The 17,413-nt window shown below is 60.4% G+C and carries 18 protein-coding genes; 5 read left to right on the top strand and 13 right to left on the bottom strand.

What is annotated here, in order from left to right:
- Position 1 precedes the first annotated feature (1 nt).
- The 3 genes from phnT to phnR form a co-directional block, all read right to left on the bottom strand.
- Positions 2-1,132 carry a 2-aminoethylphosphonate ABC transport system ATP-binding subunit PhnT gene (phnT, locus tag ACJ8IJ_RS18750; protein ID WP_433963208.1) on the bottom strand — a complete coding sequence of 377 codons (1,131 nt, stop codon included), beginning with the start codon at positions 1,130-1,132 and terminating at the stop codon, positions 2-4.
- Positions 1,133-1,134: 2 nt separating this feature from the next.
- Complete coding sequence (locus tag ACJ8IJ_RS18745) at positions 1,135-2,145, bottom strand: 2-aminoethylphosphonate ABC transporter substrate-binding protein (protein ID WP_004931467.1); 1,011 nt, start codon at positions 2,143-2,145, stop codon at positions 1,135-1,137.
- 177 nt (positions 2,146-2,322) lie between these two features.
- A complete protein-coding gene (gene phnR / locus ACJ8IJ_RS18740) occupies positions 2,323-3,042 on the bottom strand; it encodes a phosphonate utilization transcriptional regulator PhnR (RefSeq protein ID WP_004931465.1) in 720 nt (239 codons plus the stop codon).
- 154 nt (positions 3,043-3,196) lie between these two features.
- Between phnR and phnW the strand changes: the two genes are divergently transcribed.
- Together phnW and phnX are read left to right on the top strand one after the other, a co-directional pair.
- A complete protein-coding gene (phnW, locus tag ACJ8IJ_RS18735; RefSeq protein ID WP_004931463.1) occupies positions 3,197-4,300 on the top strand; it encodes a 2-aminoethylphosphonate--pyruvate transaminase in 1,104 nt (367 codons plus the stop codon).
- A 9-nt stretch (positions 4,301-4,309) separates the two neighbouring features.
- Complete coding sequence (gene phnX / locus ACJ8IJ_RS18730; RefSeq protein WP_342579205.1) at positions 4,310-5,119, top strand: phosphonoacetaldehyde hydrolase; 810 nt, start codon at positions 4,310-4,312, stop codon at positions 5,117-5,119.
- A gap of 63 nt (positions 5,120-5,182) precedes the next feature.
- On the opposite strand, the gene ACJ8IJ_RS18725 is transcribed toward phnX, so the two are convergent.
- The 4 genes from ACJ8IJ_RS18725 to ACJ8IJ_RS18710 all read right to left on the bottom strand — a co-directional run bounded on the left by ACJ8IJ_RS18725 (position 5,183) and on the right by ACJ8IJ_RS18710 (position 9,738).
- Entirely contained in the window at positions 5,183-6,574 is a 1,392-nt protein-coding gene (locus ACJ8IJ_RS18725; protein ID WP_004931458.1) for an L-cystine transporter, read from the bottom strand.
- Between the two features lie 181 nt (positions 6,575-6,755).
- Positions 6,756-7,304, bottom strand: coding sequence for a metal-dependent hydrolase (locus ACJ8IJ_RS18720; protein ID WP_004931456.1), 549 nt, complete (start codon positions 7,302-7,304; stop codon positions 6,756-6,758).
- Positions 7,305-7,727: 423 nt separating this feature from the next.
- On the bottom strand, positions 7,728-8,393 hold the full coding sequence (hxpB, locus tag ACJ8IJ_RS18715) for a hexitol phosphatase HxpB (RefSeq protein ID WP_172574666.1): 666 nt from the start codon (positions 8,391-8,393) through the stop codon (positions 7,728-7,730).
- Between the two features lie 64 nt (positions 8,394-8,457).
- Positions 8,458-9,738, bottom strand: coding sequence for an HdeD family acid-resistance protein (locus tag ACJ8IJ_RS18710; RefSeq protein WP_442518441.1), 1,281 nt, complete (start codon positions 9,736-9,738; stop codon positions 8,458-8,460).
- 185 nt (positions 9,739-9,923) lie between these two features.
- Between ACJ8IJ_RS18710 and ACJ8IJ_RS18705 the strand changes: the two genes are divergently transcribed.
- On the top strand, positions 9,924-10,484 hold the full coding sequence (locus tag ACJ8IJ_RS18705; protein ID WP_004931453.1) for a YniB family protein: 561 nt from the start codon (positions 9,924-9,926) through the stop codon (positions 10,482-10,484).
- A 35-nt stretch (positions 10,485-10,519) separates the two neighbouring features.
- On the opposite strand, the gene ACJ8IJ_RS18700 is transcribed toward ACJ8IJ_RS18705, so the two are convergent.
- From ACJ8IJ_RS18700 to ghoS, 6 genes are all read right to left on the bottom strand, one after another.
- Complete coding sequence (locus ACJ8IJ_RS18700; protein ID WP_004931452.1) at positions 10,520-11,389, bottom strand: fructosamine kinase family protein; 870 nt, start codon at positions 11,387-11,389, stop codon at positions 10,520-10,522.
- Positions 11,390-11,628: 239 nt separating this feature from the next.
- Positions 11,629-12,483: a metal ABC transporter permease gene (locus tag ACJ8IJ_RS18695; RefSeq protein WP_044031363.1), complete on the bottom strand. Its 855-nt coding sequence runs from the start codon at positions 12,481-12,483 to the stop codon at positions 11,629-11,631.
- Entirely contained in the window at positions 12,483-13,343 is an 861-nt protein-coding gene (yfeC, locus tag ACJ8IJ_RS18690) for an iron/manganese ABC transporter permease subunit YfeC (RefSeq protein WP_015377686.1), read from the bottom strand. The genes ACJ8IJ_RS18695 and yfeC overlap by 1 nt, the downstream gene beginning before the upstream one ends.
- Positions 13,343-14,233 carry a manganese/iron ABC transporter ATP-binding protein gene (locus ACJ8IJ_RS18685; protein WP_286094094.1) on the bottom strand — a complete coding sequence of 297 codons (891 nt, stop codon included), beginning with the start codon at positions 14,231-14,233 and terminating at the stop codon, positions 13,343-13,345. Before ACJ8IJ_RS18685 ends, yfeC begins: the two co-directional genes overlap by 1 nt.
- The gene (locus tag ACJ8IJ_RS18680) at positions 14,230-15,174 is read right to left on the bottom strand and encodes a metal ABC transporter substrate-binding protein (protein WP_031300483.1); all 945 of its coding nucleotides are present in this window, start codon (positions 15,172-15,174) and stop codon (positions 14,230-14,232) included. Before ACJ8IJ_RS18680 ends, ACJ8IJ_RS18685 begins: the two co-directional genes overlap by 4 nt.
- Before the next feature lie 130 nt (positions 15,175-15,304).
- Positions 15,305-15,604 (bottom strand): type V toxin-antitoxin system endoribonuclease antitoxin GhoS, encoded by a 300-nt coding sequence (gene ghoS / locus ACJ8IJ_RS18675; protein ID WP_015377688.1) that lies wholly within the window; start codon positions 15,602-15,604, stop codon positions 15,305-15,307.
- 109 nt (positions 15,605-15,713) lie between these two features.
- On the opposite strand from ghoS, the gene ACJ8IJ_RS18670 reads away from it, so the two are divergent.
- Complete coding sequence (locus ACJ8IJ_RS18670; RefSeq protein WP_004931439.1) at positions 15,714-16,379, top strand: transglycosylase SLT domain-containing protein; 666 nt, start codon at positions 15,714-15,716, stop codon at positions 16,377-16,379.
- 307 nt (positions 16,380-16,686) lie between these two features.
- The gene (locus tag ACJ8IJ_RS18665) at positions 16,687-17,412 is read left to right on the top strand and encodes a gluconate 2-dehydrogenase subunit 3 family protein (protein ID WP_442518440.1); all 726 of its coding nucleotides are present in this window, start codon (positions 16,687-16,689) and stop codon (positions 17,410-17,412) included.
- Position 17,413: the final 1 nt, after the last annotated feature.

Raw genomic sequence — 17,413 nt, 5'->3', positions numbered from 1 at the left:
GTCAGTCCTCGATCAGTACCGCATCGTCGGGGGCGAAGTAGAGCGGCACGCGCTCGCCGATCTGCGGCATCCGGCTGCGATGAGTGGTGACCACGCGCAGCGGATGGCCTTGCGCGTCGAACTGCAGGTGCGTCAACTCTCCCTGCCAATGAATATCATGCAGCGTGCCGATGATGCAGTTGCTGCGCTGGGCATCGGCATCGAGCGCAATGTGCTGTGGCCGGATGCACAGCAGCTTGTCGAAGCCGCGTTGTGCGCCGTAAGTGAAACAGCCGATCACTTTGCCGGCGCAGCTGACGGTGGTCATGCCTTGCTGCGCGGTAGTCTCCAGGGCGGTAGCCGGCAGCAGGTTGGCGCGGCCGAGGAACTCGGCGGCGAAGCGGTTCGTCGGATGATGGTACAGCGCGCGGGTTTCGCCGTGGGCGATGAGATGGCCGTCGCGCATGATGCCAATCTTGTCCGCCAGCGTCAGCGCTTCGCCCTGATCGTGGGTGACGTACAGGATGGTCAGATCCGGCAGCTCGCGGTGCAGGCGGGCGATCTCTTCCACCATGCTGTGGCGGATTTGCGCGTCCAGCGCCGACAGCGGCTCATCCAGCAGCAATACTTTGGGGCGTACCGCGATGGCGCGAGCGATCGCCACCCGCTGTTGCTGGCCGCCGGAAAGCTGGTTGGGATAGCGCTTGGCGTAGGCGGACATGCCGACGATGGCCAACGCCTCTTCGACGCGCTCGGCGGTCAGGCCGCGCGGCTTGCCCTGCGCGCGCAGGCCGAACGCCACATTGTCCTCGACGCGCATATGCGGAAACAGCGCGTAGTTCTGTACCACCATGCCCAGGCCGCGCTCATAGGGCGGCACGTCGGTGACATCGACGTCACCGATGGCAATACGCCCGGCGGAGGGCTGCACGAAGCCGGCGATCGCTCGCAGCACGGTGGTTTTACCCGAGCCGGAGGGGCCGATCAGCGCCAGCACTTCGCCGGGGGCGATGGTGAGCGTCAGGGGTTTCAGCACCTCGGTGCCGCGATACGACACGCTGACGCGGTCGAGCTGAATGCCCGACGGCCCGGCGATGTCGAGGCTGCTATCCCGCGCCTCGGCGCGGGAAGTGAGGGTAGAAGGCATGGTCAGCGTCATTCTGTCACCTTGTGCCAGCGGGAGATATCGGCGGACAGGCTGCTCACCACCTGGTTCCAGTCCGGCGCCCAGATCTCTACACCCTGCAGCGCGGCCTGCGACTGCCTGAAGTTATCGTCGGTCGGGGTGACATCCTTACGCACCGGCATGCCGTAGGAAATGGCGCTGACGCTGCTCTGCGCTTCTTTGCTCAGCAGGAAATCGATCAGTTTTTTGCCGTTGGCGCTTTGCGGCGCGCCTTGCACCAGGCCGATGTAGTAAGGCAGCACCAGCGTGCTGCGTTTGCCGTCCGGCCCGGCCGGCCAGAACACCTTCACGTTCGGGTTGCTGCGCATCTGCGCCAGGTTCATCTGCAGATCGCCGTTGGCTACCAGCAGCTCGCCCTTATTGACCAGCGCGGTCAGCTTGCCGGTGGAGGCCGAAGGGCCGACGTTGTTGCTTTGCAGCTTGCCGAGGTAGTCGAAACCGGCATCTTTGCTGCCGAAGCTGTGAAACGCCTGCAGCATCACTGCGGTGCCGTCACCCGCCTGGCCCGGCGTGGAGTACTGCAGCTTATTGCGGAACTGCGCGTCCAGCAGCTGTTGATAGCTGGCAGGCGCCTGCGGCAGCAGTTTGGCGTTATAGATGAAGCTCAGGTAGTTGTTCACCAGTGGCACGAACTGCGGCTGGGCGTCGGCGATCTGCGCCGCATCCTGCGGGGTGAAATCCTGCAGCAGTTTTTCCGCGGCGGCGCGCTGGATGAACGGCGGCAGCGTCACCAGCACGTCGGCCTGCGGGTTGCTGCGCTCCTTCGACAGGCGCTCCACGATGGCGCCGGAGCCGCCTTCGACGTACTGCACCTTGACGCCGGTCGCCTGGGTGAAGGCGTCGAACTGGGTTTGATACCAGCTGTGATCGCCGTCGTGCAGACCATCGGCGGAGTAGACGGTCACCACCGCATCGGCGGCCCAGGCCGGCGCGGCGCCGAGTGCGATGGCGGTCATCACGACCAGACGAGAAAATTTCATAGCTTCAGCCTCACTGTTGCGGGTTAATGCGAAACTGGTATACACCAGATATGCGGCCAAGCTAATCGGCAAATATGACAAACAAATGAAAGCGGCAAAATATATTTGCCTTAAAAGGGGGATCGAGCGTGGGTGAGGAAGGCGGGGCGGCGGGTGCCGGCCCCGTGATAATCGAGGTTAGAGCGTATCGACTTCGATGCGCAGGCTGTCGTGGCGCCAGTATTCAATATCGAAATCGAGGATGCGGCCGTGCTGATCGTAATTCAGTCGACGCAGCAGCAACGCGGGCAGGCCGACCATGGCGCCGAGCGCGTTGGCGGCGCGGTAAGGCAGGGCGGTCGGGTAGAACGACAGGTGCATGTTGCTGTAAATCAAATCGTAATGCTGTTGATAAACCTCGGTCAGGCTGCCGTTGAGATCGTGACTGAGCAGTTCCGGCACCCGCTGCGGCAGGCAGTGGTTCTCGCAATAGCAGATGGCGCGGCCGTCGGCATAGCGCACGCGGCGCAGCAGATACACCTGATCGAACGGTTCGAGCGCCAGCGGCTGCATGACGTCGAGCGGCACCGTGGTTTTTTCGCCGGACAGCAGCGCGGTGCGCGGCGTGCGCCCTTGCTCCTGACAGAGACGGTGGAAGTTGGTGTTCTGCGTCGGATCCAGCCACAGCCGTTCCGGCGTGACGAACCAGCCGCGGCGATCGGCGCGGTAGATGGCGCCGGTGGCTTCCAATTGCGCCAGGCTTTCGCGAATGGTGACGCGGGTGGTGGAGAAGATGGCGCACAGCTCGCGCTCCGAAGGCAGCTTATCGCCGGCCTGCAGCGCGCCGCGGGTAATGCGCGCCTGGAGCTGATCCTTGATCTGCAGGTAGTGAGGCATATCGCCCTGATGTTCTTTCATTTCATCTCGCTATGGCATCGGCCCGACATTCCGGCACGCGCTTATTATACATAGCCAGATGAATTTTTTGTTTCACCGCGCTTTGTCGTTTGACCGGGGCAGGAATTTGCCGCCACAATGATCGCAATCTGGTATAGACCAATAGGTGAATAACATGTCCGATCGTAACTACCTGCTGTTGACCCCCGGCCCGTTGACCACGTCGAAAACGGTGAAAGAGGCGATGCTGTATGACAGCTGCACCTGGGATGAAGATTACAACCTCGGCGTGGTGCAGCGCATTCGTCAACGGTTGGTGGCGCTGGCGACGCCGTCTGCCGGTTATACCTCGGTGCTGCTGCAAGGCAGCGGCAGCTTCGCGGTAGAGGGCGTGCTGGGCACGGTCATCGGCCCGCACGACAAGCTGCTGATCGTCAACAACGGCGCCTACGGGGCGCGGATGATCGAAATGGCGCGGCTGATGGATATCGACCACCATGCTTTCGACTGCGGTGAGGTGAATGAACCGGACGTGGCGGCGATGGAGGCGGTGCTGAAAAGCGATGCGCGCATCAGCCATATCGCCATGGTGCACTGTGAAACTACCACCGGCATGCTCAATCCGCTGCAGAAGGTCGCCGGCCTGGCGGCGCGCAATGGCAAGACCTTTATCGTCGACGCCATGAGCAGCTTTGGCGGCATCCCGTTGGATGTGGACGCGCTGGGCATCGATTTTCTGATCAGCTCCGCCAACAAATGCATTCAGGGCGTGCCGGGCTTCGCGTTCGTCATCGCCCGCCGCAGCGAGCTGGAGAAATGCGCCGGCCGTTCACGCTCGCTGTCGCTGGATCTGTATGCTCAGTGGCGCTGTATGGAGGATCAGGCCGGCAAATGGCGCTTTACGTCGCCGACCCACACCGTGCTGGCCTTCGCGCAGGCGCTGAAAGAGCTGGAACAAGAGGGCGGCATTGCCGCGCGCCACCACCGCTATCAGACCAATCAGCGGCGGCTGGTGGCGGGTATGCGCGAGCTGGGTTTTGAGACCCTGCTGGACGATGCGCTGCACTCGCCGATCATCACCGCGTTCTATTCGCCAAAGGCCGATACATACCGCTTCGCCGAGTTTTATCAGCGTCTCAAGCAACAAGGCTTCGTGATTTATCCCGGTAAAGTGTCGCAGAGCGACTGCTTCCGTATCGGCAACATCGGCGAAATCTATCCGCAAGATATCGAACGTTTGCTGGCGGCCGTCGGGCAGGCGATGTACTGGAATCAATAAGGATTGACCATGAAACAGATCAACGCAGTGATCCTCGACTGGGCGGGCACCACGGTGGACTTCGGCTCCTTTGCGCCAACGCAGATTTTCGTCGAGGCGTTCAAGCAAACCTTCGATATCGACATCAGCCTGGCGGAGGCGCGCATTCCGATGGGGCTGGGCAAATGGCAGCACATCGAGGCGCTGGGCAAGCTGCCGGCGGTCGACGCGCGCTGGCGGCAGAAGCTGGGACGCTCGATGAGCCATCAGGACATTGACGCGCTGTATCAGGCGTTTATGCCGCTGCAAATCGCTAAAGTGGTCGACTTCGCCGATCCCATCGAGGGCGTGCCGCAGGCGATCGCCGCTCTGCGCGAACAGGGGATTAAAATCGGTTCCTGCTCCGGCTATCCGCGTGCGGTGATGGAGGTGCTGGTGCCCGCCGCCGCGCAGCGCGGCTACGCGCCGGATTACTGGGTCGCCACCGACGATCTTGCAGCCGGCGGCCGACCGGGGCCGTGGATGGCGTTGCAGAACGCGATCGCGCTGGGCATCGATGCGGTGGCGCATTGCGTGAAGGTGGATGACGCGGTGCCGGGCATTGCCGAAGGGCTGAACGCCGGGATGTGGAGCGTCGGGCTGGCGCTGTCCGGTAACGAGTTTGGCGCCACCTGGCAGGAGTATCGCCGGATGACGGCGGGCGAGATAGAGCGCCGCCGCGCGGCGGCCGCCGATAAGCTGTACGCGGCGGGCGCGCACTATGTGATAGACACGCTGGCGCAATTGCCGGCAGCGATCGCCGACATCAACCGGCGGTTGGCCAACGGCGAGCGGCCGTAACGACCGAACGCGGGGCATAAAAAAACCGGGGATTATCCCCGGTTTTTTCGTTATGAGACGGCGTTAGCGATGCGCCAATTCGACTTCGTCTTCGCTGTCCATCACGGCTTTGTCGGTTTGCTTCATCAGCTGGCTGGTGATGGTGCCCGCCGCCATGGAACCGTTGACGTTCAGCGCGGTACGGCCCATGTCGATCAGCGGTTCGACCGAGATCAGCAGCGCGACCAGCGTCACCGGCAGGCCCATCGCCGGCAGCACGATCAGCGCAGCGAAGGTGGCGCCACCGCCCACGCCCGCCACGCCGGCGGAGCTGATGGTGACGATGCCGACCAGGGTGGCGATCCATACCGGATCCAGCGGGTTGATGCCGACGGTCGGCGCCACCATCACCGCCAGCATCGCCGGGTAGAGGCCCGCACAGCCGTTCTGGCCGATGGTGGCGCCGAACGACGCCGAGAAGCTGGCGATGGATTCCGGCACGCCCAGGCGACGGGTCTGCGCTTCCACGTTCAGCGGAATGCTGGCGGCGCTGGAGCGGCTGGTGAACGCGAAGGTGATCACCGGCCACACCTTGCGGAAGAACTTCATCGGGTTAACGCCGGTGAAGGCCAGCAGGACAGCGTGAACCACAAACATGATGGCCAGGCCGATGTACGAGGCCACCACGAAGCTGCCGAGCTTGACGATATCGTGAATGTTGGAGCCGGCGACCACTTTGGTCATCAGCGCCAGCACGCCGTACGGCGTCAGCTTCATGACCAGACGCACCAGCTTCATCACCCAGGCCTGCAGGGTGTCGATAGCCACCAGCACGCGCTCGCCTTTCGGCTTGTCGTCTTTCAGCAGCTGCAGCGCCGCCACGCCGAGGAAGGTGGCGAAAATCACCACGCTGATGATCGAGGTCGGGCTGGCGCCGGTCAGATCGGCGAACGGGTTTTTCGGGATGAACGACAGCACCATCTGCGGCACCGTCAGATCGGCCAGTTTACCCACGTAGTTGGTCTGGATCGCCGTCAGGCGCGCGCTTTCCTGCGCGCCCTGCACCAGGCCTTCGGCGGTCAGGCCGAACAGGTTGGTGACCAGCACGCCCACCAGCGCCGAGATCAGCGTGGTGAACAGCAGCGTGCCGATAGTGAGGACGCTGATTTTGCCCAGCGAAGAGGCGTTATGCAGCTTGGCCACCGCGCTCAGGATCGAGGCGAACACCAGCGGCATGACGATCATTTGCAGCAGTTGCACATAGCCGTTGCCGACGATGTTGAACCAGCTGATGGATTCTTTCAGTACCGGGTTATCGGAGCCGTACACCAGCTGCAGGCCCAGACCGAACACCACGCCGACCACCAGGCCGACCAGCACTTTTTTCGCCAGGCTCCATTGCTTGTGGCGGGTTTGCGCCAGCAGCAAAAGGAGCGCGACAAACACCAGCACGTTAATCACGAGCGGAAGATTCATCCCCAATGTCTCCAATAATCTTTCTTATAAAAACGACTACGCATCACGTATGTCGCGATGTAAATATCGTAACAGTTTGCTGAGTGGCCTACTTATATCCAAATGGAATTTGATATAGCTTTTTGTGTGTTTTTGTTCGTTTTATATACTTCAAGGTGATGGGTTAGGCGGTTTTTTGTGATCAGAGTCTGATATTTCTGATTTGCTCGACATAGGATTGCACCGGCAGGGTGAAATCACCTTGCCAGCAGATGGCAAACGCCACCAGGCACAGACACAGCACCCGCTCCAGCTGGTTGCCTTTTTGCGAGTTGAGCAGCGGCAGGCGAAAACGCCAGCGGCATGGCCACAACAGCGGCACGCCGGCGGGGGTGAGCATATCGGCCAACAGATGGCTGAAGTAGCCGATGATCATGGCGTGCAGCGCATCGGCCGGGATCGGCCAGCTGCGCGGTACGTCCAGTTGGAACAGCGCCATGCCGCCGGCGATCGCCAGCAGGCTGTGGGTGAAACCACGGTGGCCGAAGGCGCGGGCGATGGGCAGGGCGATCCAGCGCAGACGCTGGCCCAGCACCGACTTGGGGTGATCGATGTCCGGCAGCAGCGAGGTCAGTAGCGCGGCGGGTATGATGTGCCACCAGTCGCCGGTAGCCAGCTCTGGCGTCACTTCCGCCTTCTTGGCGAAGATCGCGCAAGCGACAGAGAATATAAGGTGTCCTTCCGCGGTCATGCTGTTGCGATCCCGGCTGGTAAACTGTTAATTTATCCAGTATATGGGAAAATTCCCAGTAGTGGAAGCAGTTACCCTGTAACCAATTGTTTATTTTCCCCTGTTTTACAACGGCTTGTTACGGCAATGGGTAACAAATCATCGATTTTGACGGGCGAGGACAAAAAGCGGGCAATGGGGGGAGTGAAACGGAAAGCAACGAGCGCGGTTTTACGGCGTGCGGCGGGAGGAAGCGGCGGCCTTGAAGCGCGCTGCGTGGCAGTGACAACGCGCTGCGGGCCGTCGCTTTCCCTGCCATGCAGCATAATGAGAACGTCACGCCAATTCAATAAAATGAAACGGTGTTTCGTTTATTTTGCGGTGCGGATCCCTTTTATGCCGCAGAGCGGCAAACCCAGAGCGCCGGTGGCCGGCGCCGCAGAATCAGGCAAAGTGGGCAGGGGTGAGCTGTTCGAGGGTCTCCAACTGGTGATCCGCCAGCGCCCAGCGCGGGTCGTGGCGGTATTCGGCGGCCGGGATCACGATGGAGCGCATGCGCGCGGCCTTGGTGGCGATCATGCCGTTAAAGGAGTCTTCCAGCGTGATGCAGCGCAGCGGATCGCTGCCCAGGCGTTCGGCGGCGATCAGGTAGACCTCCGGATGCGGTTTGCTGTACGGCAGGTATTCGGCGGAAACCAATTGATCGAAGTAGCCTTCAAGATCGAACATCTTCAGCACCTGCCGTTGCATGTGCAGCGGCGAGGCGGAGGCGAGACCGATGTTCAGTCCCTGGCTGCGGCACAGCTCCAGCGCCTGCCGGACGCCAGGCAGCAGCGGGCGCGTCTCGTGCACCAGCTCGATGGCGCGCTCGATAATCCGCGCCGACACCTCATCAAGCGTAACCCCTTGCCACGGCATCGCCTGGTACCACATTTTCACCACCAGATCGATGCGCAGCCCCAGCGTGTCCGGTAGCTTGTGACGGTCGGACAGATCCAAGCCCAGCGCGCCGAAGATATCCAGCTCGGCCTGCAGCCACAGCGGTTCCGAGTCGATCAACAAGCCGTCCATATCAAAAATTGCGGTTTCAATGCGTTGCGAATAAGCCATTAGCGGTTAACTCCTGCCGGCGCGGGTGAATGTGCCCGACACTTTATCATCGCCGGTGACGAGACTAAAACCTTTGCCTGCGCGTTTGGCTTTTGCCAAAACGCAGGATATTCCACACCTCGCGCAATTTTAGCCACCAGCGCTGGTGTTGACGCTCGGTGACCTGTTGCAACATGCGCGCATAGTCCAGCACCAACCCCGGCGTCCAGGTCATGCTTTCACCGCGGCTGCGCAGTACCGCCAGCATCCACAGGTTGGGATCCAGCACCAGCAGCAGAAAACGGCGCCACAGATGTTTATCGCCCAGCACGCCTTCCAACGCGCTGTCGAGCGCGCCGATGACCGTAGTGGAGCAGTTGCGCCGGGTCAGATTGTAGGTGGCGTCCTGCCGATAACGCAGCCAGAATGCGCGCAGCGCCGCCGGGTTATAGCGGTAGAATTGAATTTTCTTGTCCGGTGGGCACCAGGCGGCGATCTCGCCCGCCAGGTCGGGCAGGAAACGCCCGTCGACGTTGTTCTGTTCGCCTGCATGCAGCAACTGACGGAAATCCTGAACGGAATGGCTGATGTCGTTGAGCGGGTAGTGGCTGATATACACGTCCGGCGCGAGCGCCAGGGCGGCGTGACCGGTGGAGATATTGCCGCCGCCGTCGACCGCCGCGATGTATCGGTCGACGATGTAACGCCGGCGCGGATCTTTCGCCGCGCCAATCGGTGTCCAGACATACACCGTGAGCGGCGTGGTTTCATCCGCCGGGGAGGATGGCTGCCGAGCGGGGTGCTGATTCAGAGAGAAGTTTGTCAGTCTGCGGGCGATACGCAATAGAGCCCAGCCGGAAAGCACCATCATCACGCCGAGGCAAAAGGGCACCGTCATCCGGTGCGGCGCCGGCCAGCCGACAAAGATCATCAACGAAAGCAGGATCTCGCCGCCGCCCGCCAGCGCCACGCCTTTCCATCGACTGTGCTGAATCACCGTGGAGGAGGCGATGCGCACGGCGCCGTCAAGCAGTAGCGCGCTGCCAAACACCACGGTGGCGACGATGTTATCGTCTGCGGGCACGTCCAACGTTAAAAAGGCCATAAAGACAAAACCTAATCCTTTCAGCAGCACCGGCCTGCTGGCCGAAGAGCCGATCACCAGCGCGGCGGATATCGCCACCAGCCCCTCCAGCGCCAGGATGACCGCCAGCGCATCCAGCGCCAGCACGGACCGGCCATCCTGTAGTATGTCGATCAGCATCAGCGCCCCTGCGGCTATCCACAGCCAACCGAACAGCACCAGCAGGCGGCGCTGGCCGTGCAGCGCCTGCGCGCCCAGCAATAAGATAATCAGTCGAATCATGGCGGCCTCTGGCTAAACGGATAACGTTATCTCTTCAATGATAGTGCCCGGATGTCGTTAAGCAGTTGATTTCGGCGAATTCGGCTAAGCTTGTAGCACAGCGGGAATGAAGAAAACGGTGGGCGAGTTTCGCCAACTGCAGGTAGACTTAGCCGATTCGGTTACGTCGCTAACAAGGGGAACACATGACGTATCAACAGGCCGGGCGTATCGCCATTTTGAAACGCATTCTCGGATGGGTGGTTTTTATCCCGGCGTTGCTGTCGACGCTGATTTCCGTGCTGGGCTTTATCTATCAGCACAGTGAAAAAACCAAGGGCATCAACGCAGTGATGCTGGATTTTGTCCACGTGATGGTGGACATGGTGCGTTTCAATACGCCGTTCTTGAACCTTTTCTGGTACAACTCGCCGGTGCCGGACGTGGATAAAAGCCTGTTCAGCGGCGCCAATTTGATGTTCATCATCATCTATATATTGATCTTCGTCGGGCTGGCATTGCAGGCTTCCGGCGCGCGCATGTCGCGTCAGGTCAAGTTCATTCGCGAAGGACTGGAAGATCAGATGATCCTGGAGCAGGCCAAGGGCAGCGAAGGGCACACGCGTCAGCAACTGGAGGAACGCATCACGCTGCCGCACCACACCATTTTCCTGCAGTACTTTCCACTGTACATCCTGCCGATTGTGATTGCGGTGATCGCCTGGTTCGTGATCCGCCTGTTGGGGCAGTTGGCCGGCGCGGCCTGAGCCATGAACGGGGCGCCGCTCGGCGCCCCGGAACGTTATGACGCTTCCGGCTGCAACAGCGCCTCCACCGCACGTTGCGCAGCCACCAAATGCTGGCCGCCGAACAGGTTGCTGCGGTTGAGCAGGTAGTACAGCTGATACAGCGGCTGGCGCTCGATAAACCCGGCCCCCAGCGGCCATACGCTCTGATAGCCGTCGTAGATCTGCGGCGGCAGCTCCGGATACAGCGGCAGCATCGCCAAATCGCACTCTCGGTCGCCCCAGTAGCTGGCCGGATCGAACAGTATCGGCCCGTGGGCGGTCATCGCGCAGTTGCCCGGCCACAGGTTGCCGTGCAGCAGGGAAGGCTGCGGCTGGTGGTGCTGCAAGCGCAGATAGACCCGATCGACGATGTCGTCGATGTCGCCGAAGGTCATGCCTTTTTCCGCCGCCAGCTGCAGCTGCCAGCCGATGCGCTGCTCGGCGAAGAATTCCGACCAGCGGCGTTGCCAGGCGTTGGGTTGCGGGGTGGTGGTCAGATCGCTGTCGAAGTCGAGACCGAACTGCGGTTGCTCGCTCCACTGGTGCAAATGCGCCAGCTGCTGGCCCAGGCAGTAGGCGCCGTGAGCATCGAGGGGTTTCAGCTGCTGATACTCCAGCAGCAGGAAGCTGTAGTCGCGATCGCTGCCGACGCCGTACACTTCCGGCACCCGCACGCTTTTGCTGCGCGCCAGCAACGCCAGCTGATCGGCCTCGGCGGTGAATATCGGCAGTTGTTCACGGGCGTCGCATTTCACGAACACCTCGTTGTCACCGTAACTCACGCGCCACGCCGGATGAATGTCGCCCCCGGGCAGTTCAATCCTTTCGCGTATCTCTGCGCTGCCAAGATGTTCACTTAACAGACGGCTAACGGCTTGCCACATGGTATGTCCCCCTCTGTGCTGCCTGATAATTCATTAGGTTAGCGTCTTTCCCGTGGTGAAAACACGACGCGGCGCACAGCCGGCGTCAAAGGCGGCGATTTTTTCAGCGCCTCGCCAGCTCAAAGTATATACCCTATTGATTAATTTAAGCGCAATACCGATTGCAACTTGATGACAACGACGGAATGAGCGGGGGGAATGTGATGCGGCGAGTAGAAGGCTTCGCCGCATCGGGGGAATTAACCGCCGGTGAGCGCGCTTTGGTTACGCTGTAACGGGCGTAATTTACTGTACAACAAGGCGATCACGAACAGCACGGCCTGCACGATGACGATGCAGGGGCCGGTGGCGCCGTCGATGTGGAAGCTGATCAGGGTGCCGAGCACGCAGGAGAACACCGACACCACCGTCGCCACCATCAGCATGCGGTCGAAGCGGCGGCACAGCATAAAGGCGATGATGCCGGGGGCGATCAGCATGGCGATCACCAGGATCACCCCCACGGCCTGCAGCGAGGCGACGATGGTCATCGCCAGCAGGCACAGTAATCCGTAGTGCAGCAGCTTGACGGGCAGGCCAATCACCCGCGCATGGTGCGGATCGAAGCAGTACAGCATGAAGTCTTTGCGCTTGAGCAGCACCACCGCCAGGGTGATGCCGGCGATCAGCAGGGTTTGCTTCAGTTCGCCGTCGGTAATGCCCAGCATGTTGCCGAACAGAATGTGGCTCAGGTGCTGGTCGGTATCGATGCGCGAGAACAGCACCAGGCCGAAGGCGAACATGCCGGAAAAGACGATGCCCATCACCGTGTCCTCTTTCACCCGGCTGTTCTCTTTCAGGTAGCCGGTGGCTACCGCGCAAAAAATGCCGGAGAGGAAGGCGCCGATCGCCAGCGGGATGCCGACCACGAACGCCACTACGATGCCGGGCAAGACGGCGTGCGAGATGGCGTCGCCCATCAGCGACCAGCCCTTGAGCACTAGATAGCAGGAGAGCACGGCACACACCACGCCGGTAACGATGGCTGCGACGATCGCCCGCTGCATGAACGGGTAGGCGAAGGGTTCGCTGAGCAGTTGATACAGGGTGTCCATCAGCGGCCTCCGGTTTGCGAATGTGCCACGCGGCGCCGGGATGCCAGCAGGCCGTGTTTCGGCGCGAAGAAGAACGCCGCCAGGAATACCAGCGTTTGCAGGGTGACGATCACCCCGCCGGTGGCGCCGTCGAGGAAGAAACTCAGGTAGGCGCCGATGCCGCTGGTCAATGCGCCGATGATGATGGCGATGATCACCAGCCGGCTGAATCGGTCGGTCAGCAGGTAGGCGGTGGCGCCCGGCGTGATCACCATGGCGATCACCAGAATGGCGCCGACGGTTTGCAGCGCGGCGACGGTGCAGGCGCTGAGCAGGGTGAAGAACAGGATCTTCAGCTTCAGCGGCGACAGGCCGATCGACACCGCGTGGCTTTCGTCGAAGAACACCGCCAGCAGATCTTTCCACACCAGGCACAGGATCAGCAGCGAAACGCCGATGATGATTTCCACCTGCAGCACGTCTTCGTCGGCGATGCCGAGGATATTGCCGAAGATGATCGACTGTACGTTGACCGAGGTGGGGTTGAGCGACACGATCAGCAGGCCGACGGCGAAGAAGGTGGAGAAGATAAAGCCGATGATGGCGTCTTCGCGCAGCCGGGTGATGTGGCGCACCAGCGTCATCGCCAGCGCCGCCAGCATGCCGGTGAAGAAGGCGCCGGCGGCGTAGGGCAGACCGAGGGCGTAGGCGCCGGCCACGCCGGGCACCACCGAGTGCGACAGCGCATCGCCCATCAGCGACCACCCTTTCAGCATCAGGTAGGCGGACAGGAACGCGCAGGCGGCGCCGACGATGGCGCTGACCCAGATGGCCTTCACCATGTAGTTGTAACTGAAAGGTTGCAGCAGAAGGTCCAGCATCAGGATTGTTTCTCCCTGGCCTGGCTGTTGGCCGGCGGATCGCTTTTGGTGTGGCCGTAGAACACCGCCGGGCGTTCATCGTCGGTCAACACCGTGACGGTGCGCGGATCGTTGTCGTCGTGCAGATCCGGGCCGGAAAGGTTGATATGGCGCAGCACGCCGCCGAACGCCTGCTCCAGGTTGCTCTGGGTGAAGGTGGTCTCGGTCGGGCCGGCGGCCAGCACCGTGCGGTTGATGAGGATCACCCGATCGCAAAACTCCGGCACGCTGCCGAGGTTGTGGGTGGAGACCAAAATGAGATGGCCCTCGTCGCGCAGCGCGCGCAGCAGCTCGATAATCGCATTCTCGGTTTTCACATCCACGCCGGTGAAAGGCTCATCCAGCAGCAGCACCGTGCCCTGTTGCGCCAGCGCGCGCGCCAGAAATACGCGCTTCTTCTGGCCGCCGGACAGCTCGCCGATCTGCCGGCCGCGCAGCTCGCTCAGGCCGACGCGCTCTAGCGCCTTGTCGACCCGCAACCTGTCCTCACGTGACGGAATGCGCAGGAAGTTCATCTTGCCGTAGCGGCCCATCATTACCACGTCCTCCACCAGCACCGGGAAGTTCCAGTCGACGTCTTCGGTCTGCGGCACGTAGGCGATCAGGTTCTTTTTCAGCGCGTCCGCCACCGGCCTGTCGCTCAGCGACACCTGGCCGGCGGTGGGCCTGACCAGGCCCATGATGCTTTTGAACAACGTCGATTTGCCGCTGCCGTTGACGCCGACCAGCGCACAGATCGAACCGCCGCTCAGGGTAAAGCTGGCGTTGTGAATGGCGGTGTGCCCGTTGTTGTAGGTTACGGTGACGTCGTCCACGTTCAATTCAGGGCGGACAAACGGTTCATGGGTCATTGATCGAATCCTTTGGCGATGGTTTGCACGGTGGTGTTAAGCAGGTCGATGTAGGTCGGCACCGGGCCATCGCGGGTGGACAGCGAGTCCACGTACAGCACGCCGCCGTATTTGGCGCCGGTTTCTTTCGCCACCTGCCTGGCCGGCTTGTCGGAAATGGTGCTCTCGCTGAACACCACCGGAATATGGTGGGCGCGCACGGCGTCGATCACCCGGCGCACCTGCTGCGGCGAGCCTTGCTCATCGGCGTTGATCGGCCACAGATAAACCTCTTTCAACTGATAGTCCTGCGCCAGGTAGCTGAAGGCACCTTCACTGGTCACCAGCCAGCGCTGTGCGGCCGGAATGCGCGCCAGGCGTTCGCGCAGCGGGGCGTCCAGCGCGCCGATTTTCTCTGCGTAGGCCTTGGCGTTGCGGTTATAGGTTTCCGCATTGGCCGGATCGTGCTCCACCAGCGCCTTGCGGATATTCTCGATATACACCAGCGCGTTGCTTGGCGACATCCAGGCATGCGGGTTCGGGTTGCCGTTATAGGGCCCTTCGCGGATCGGCAGCGGGGTAATGCCTTCGGTGACTACCGCCGCCGGCACCTGTTTGATGTTTTCGAAGAAACGCTGGAACCAGCGCTCCAGGTTCATGCCGTTCCACAGGATCAGGTCGGCGTGCTGTGCCTTGACGATGTCGCGCGGAGTCGGTTGATAGTCGTGGATCTCGGCGCCCGGCTTGGTGATGGATTCCACCACGGCGGCGTCACCGGCCACGTTCTGGGCGATATCCTGAATGATGGTGAAGGTGGTCACCACGCGCAGCTTTTTTTCCGCCAGCGCGTTTTGGCTGACCAAGGCGGCGCCGAGCAGCAGGCAGGCGAGCATGAAAGGGCGTAACAATGCGGCAGAGCGGGAAGGGCGACTGCGACGAAAAGCGCAACTTATCAATGGCATGATGACGTCTCCTGGTTCAAATGAAAATGATTATCAATATCAATTGAAGCGAAGTCAAGCGCCACTTGCCCACCGCCGGCGGGGTATTTCTCCAACTGAAAAATAATACCGTCCGGGGAGTTATAGCATTTTATGTATCAGTATGTAACCGCTGAAGGTAGTCCTCACAGCTGCATATCGCCACCTCCGGCTGTTTTCCCAATGCCAACTGCCCGAACCCCTGCGCCAGGCGCAGTACATCCTCTTGATCCAGCACGGTTATGAACGCAAAACTGTTGCTGCCGAGTTCGTGGTGAACGCCATTTTCGTCTGTCACCGACGTGACAAAACCCTCGCGCGTCAATTGCCCGGTCAGCTTCGCCAGGTCGGTTAATCCCTCTTCCTGATAGCGAAAAGTCACCACAAAGCAGCTTGTTGCAGATTGACTCATAAATCACCTCTTGGTATATGGATAGCTTGAGATTAGCCCAAAAAATTACTGCAGGTGTCCTTACAAGTTGTATATGCTACGCAACTCATTGAAAGGAGTGAGGGATTCTGTGAAAACAAAAATAGGTTGCCTTACGGCAATTTTACTTTTGTCGGGGTGCGCCAAAGACCCGCAAACGGCAAGCAATATTTCAGGCAGTGGCACAACGCGCGGCGGTTGGTTAAAACCCCCTCCGCAGGCACCGGTAAACCGCACGGGCACCCCGGTTGCTTATAACGATTACATTCGTCAGGCGGCCAGCAACTATGGCGTTGACGAAACGCTGATTAAAGCGATTATTCAGGTGGAGTCCGGGTTTAACCCGAACGTGGTCAGCACCTCGAACGCAGTGGGATTGATGCAGCTTAAGGCTTCTACCGCCGGTCGCGACGCCTATCGCATGAAGGGACGAAGCGGGCAACCCAGCTCGCGTGAGCTGAAGGATCCGGCGGTCAATATTGATCTGGGAACGGCCTATATCAATATTCTTCAAAGCCAGCAGCTAGCCGGAATCAACAATCCACAGACTTTGCGTTACGCCACCATCGTTTCGTACGTGAACGGGGCGGGCGCCATGTTGCGCACCTTCTCTTCGGACAAGCGCGTGGCGGTCAATCGCATCAATCAGATGAGCCCGGATGAGTTTTATCAGCACATCCAGAAAAAGCACCCGGCACCGCAGGCGCCGCGCTATTTGTGGAAGGTGACCACCGCCTATCAGGCGATGTCGCAGTAATCCTCTCTTTTGTCGAGTCGGCCGCTGAACGCGGCCGATTTTGTTTTCGGCACCGTTCCAGCGCGCGACCCACCTCTCATTTTTCGTTATTTCCTCACCGCTTATCGGAAAAACCGCACAAAAAGTTAAATTTACGTTAGCAGATAAATCTTTACGTTCATTCAATAAGTTACCGGTAACATTTTTGCTTTTGTACGCATTCTGACCTTCAATAAATATACAAATAAGTAACAAATTATTTTAAAAACCCGTATCGATCGCAAGGTTGCGGTTAAATAGTTGTGACTATCTTTGGATGGAATGTGACATGTCGAATCATAAAACCAACAATTCGCGGCGCGATTTCTTGTTGAAATCGATGACCTTAATTCCTGCGGCGGTAATTGGTGGCAGCGGCGTTGGCGCGCTGACGGCACCGACACCGGCGGTCGCAGCCTCGAACACCTCAACGCAGAACGATTACCAACCGACCTTTTTCACCCCGGAAGAGTGGGCCTTCATCAAGGCCGCCGTCGCGCGCCTGATCCCGGCCGACGATCGCGGCCCCGGCGCGCTGGAAGCCGGCGTGCCGGAGTTTATCGATCGTCAGATGAACACCCCGTACGCCACCGGCTCCATCTGGTACATGCAGGGGCCGTTCAACCCCGATGTGCCGAAGGAGATGGGCTATCAGCTGCCGCTGGTGCCCAAGCAAATCTACAACCTCGGCATCGCAGACGCCGACGCCTACAGCAAGAAAACCGCCGGCAAGCCCTTCGCCAAACTGGATGGCGCGCAGCAGGACGCTCTGCTGCAAAAGTTCGAGTCCGGCGAGGCGGAGTTCCAGCAACTGCCGTCGAAACTGTTCTTCTCCTATCTGCTGCAAAACACCCGCGAAGGTTTCTTCAGCGATCCTATCCATGGCGGCAACAAAGACATGGTGGGTTGGAAGCTGATTAATTTTCCGGGCGCGCGCGCCGATTTTATGGACTGGGTTGAGCGAGGGGAGCGTTATCCCTTCCCGCCGGTCTCGATTCGTGGGGAGAGGGGCTAAC

The sequence above is a fragment of the Serratia sp. CY40230 genome, from assembly GCF_052168835.1.
Lineage (GTDB): Bacteria > Pseudomonadota > Gammaproteobacteria > Enterobacterales > Enterobacteriaceae > Serratia > Serratia nematodiphila.
This window is presented reverse-complemented; position numbering and strand designations above follow the sequence as displayed.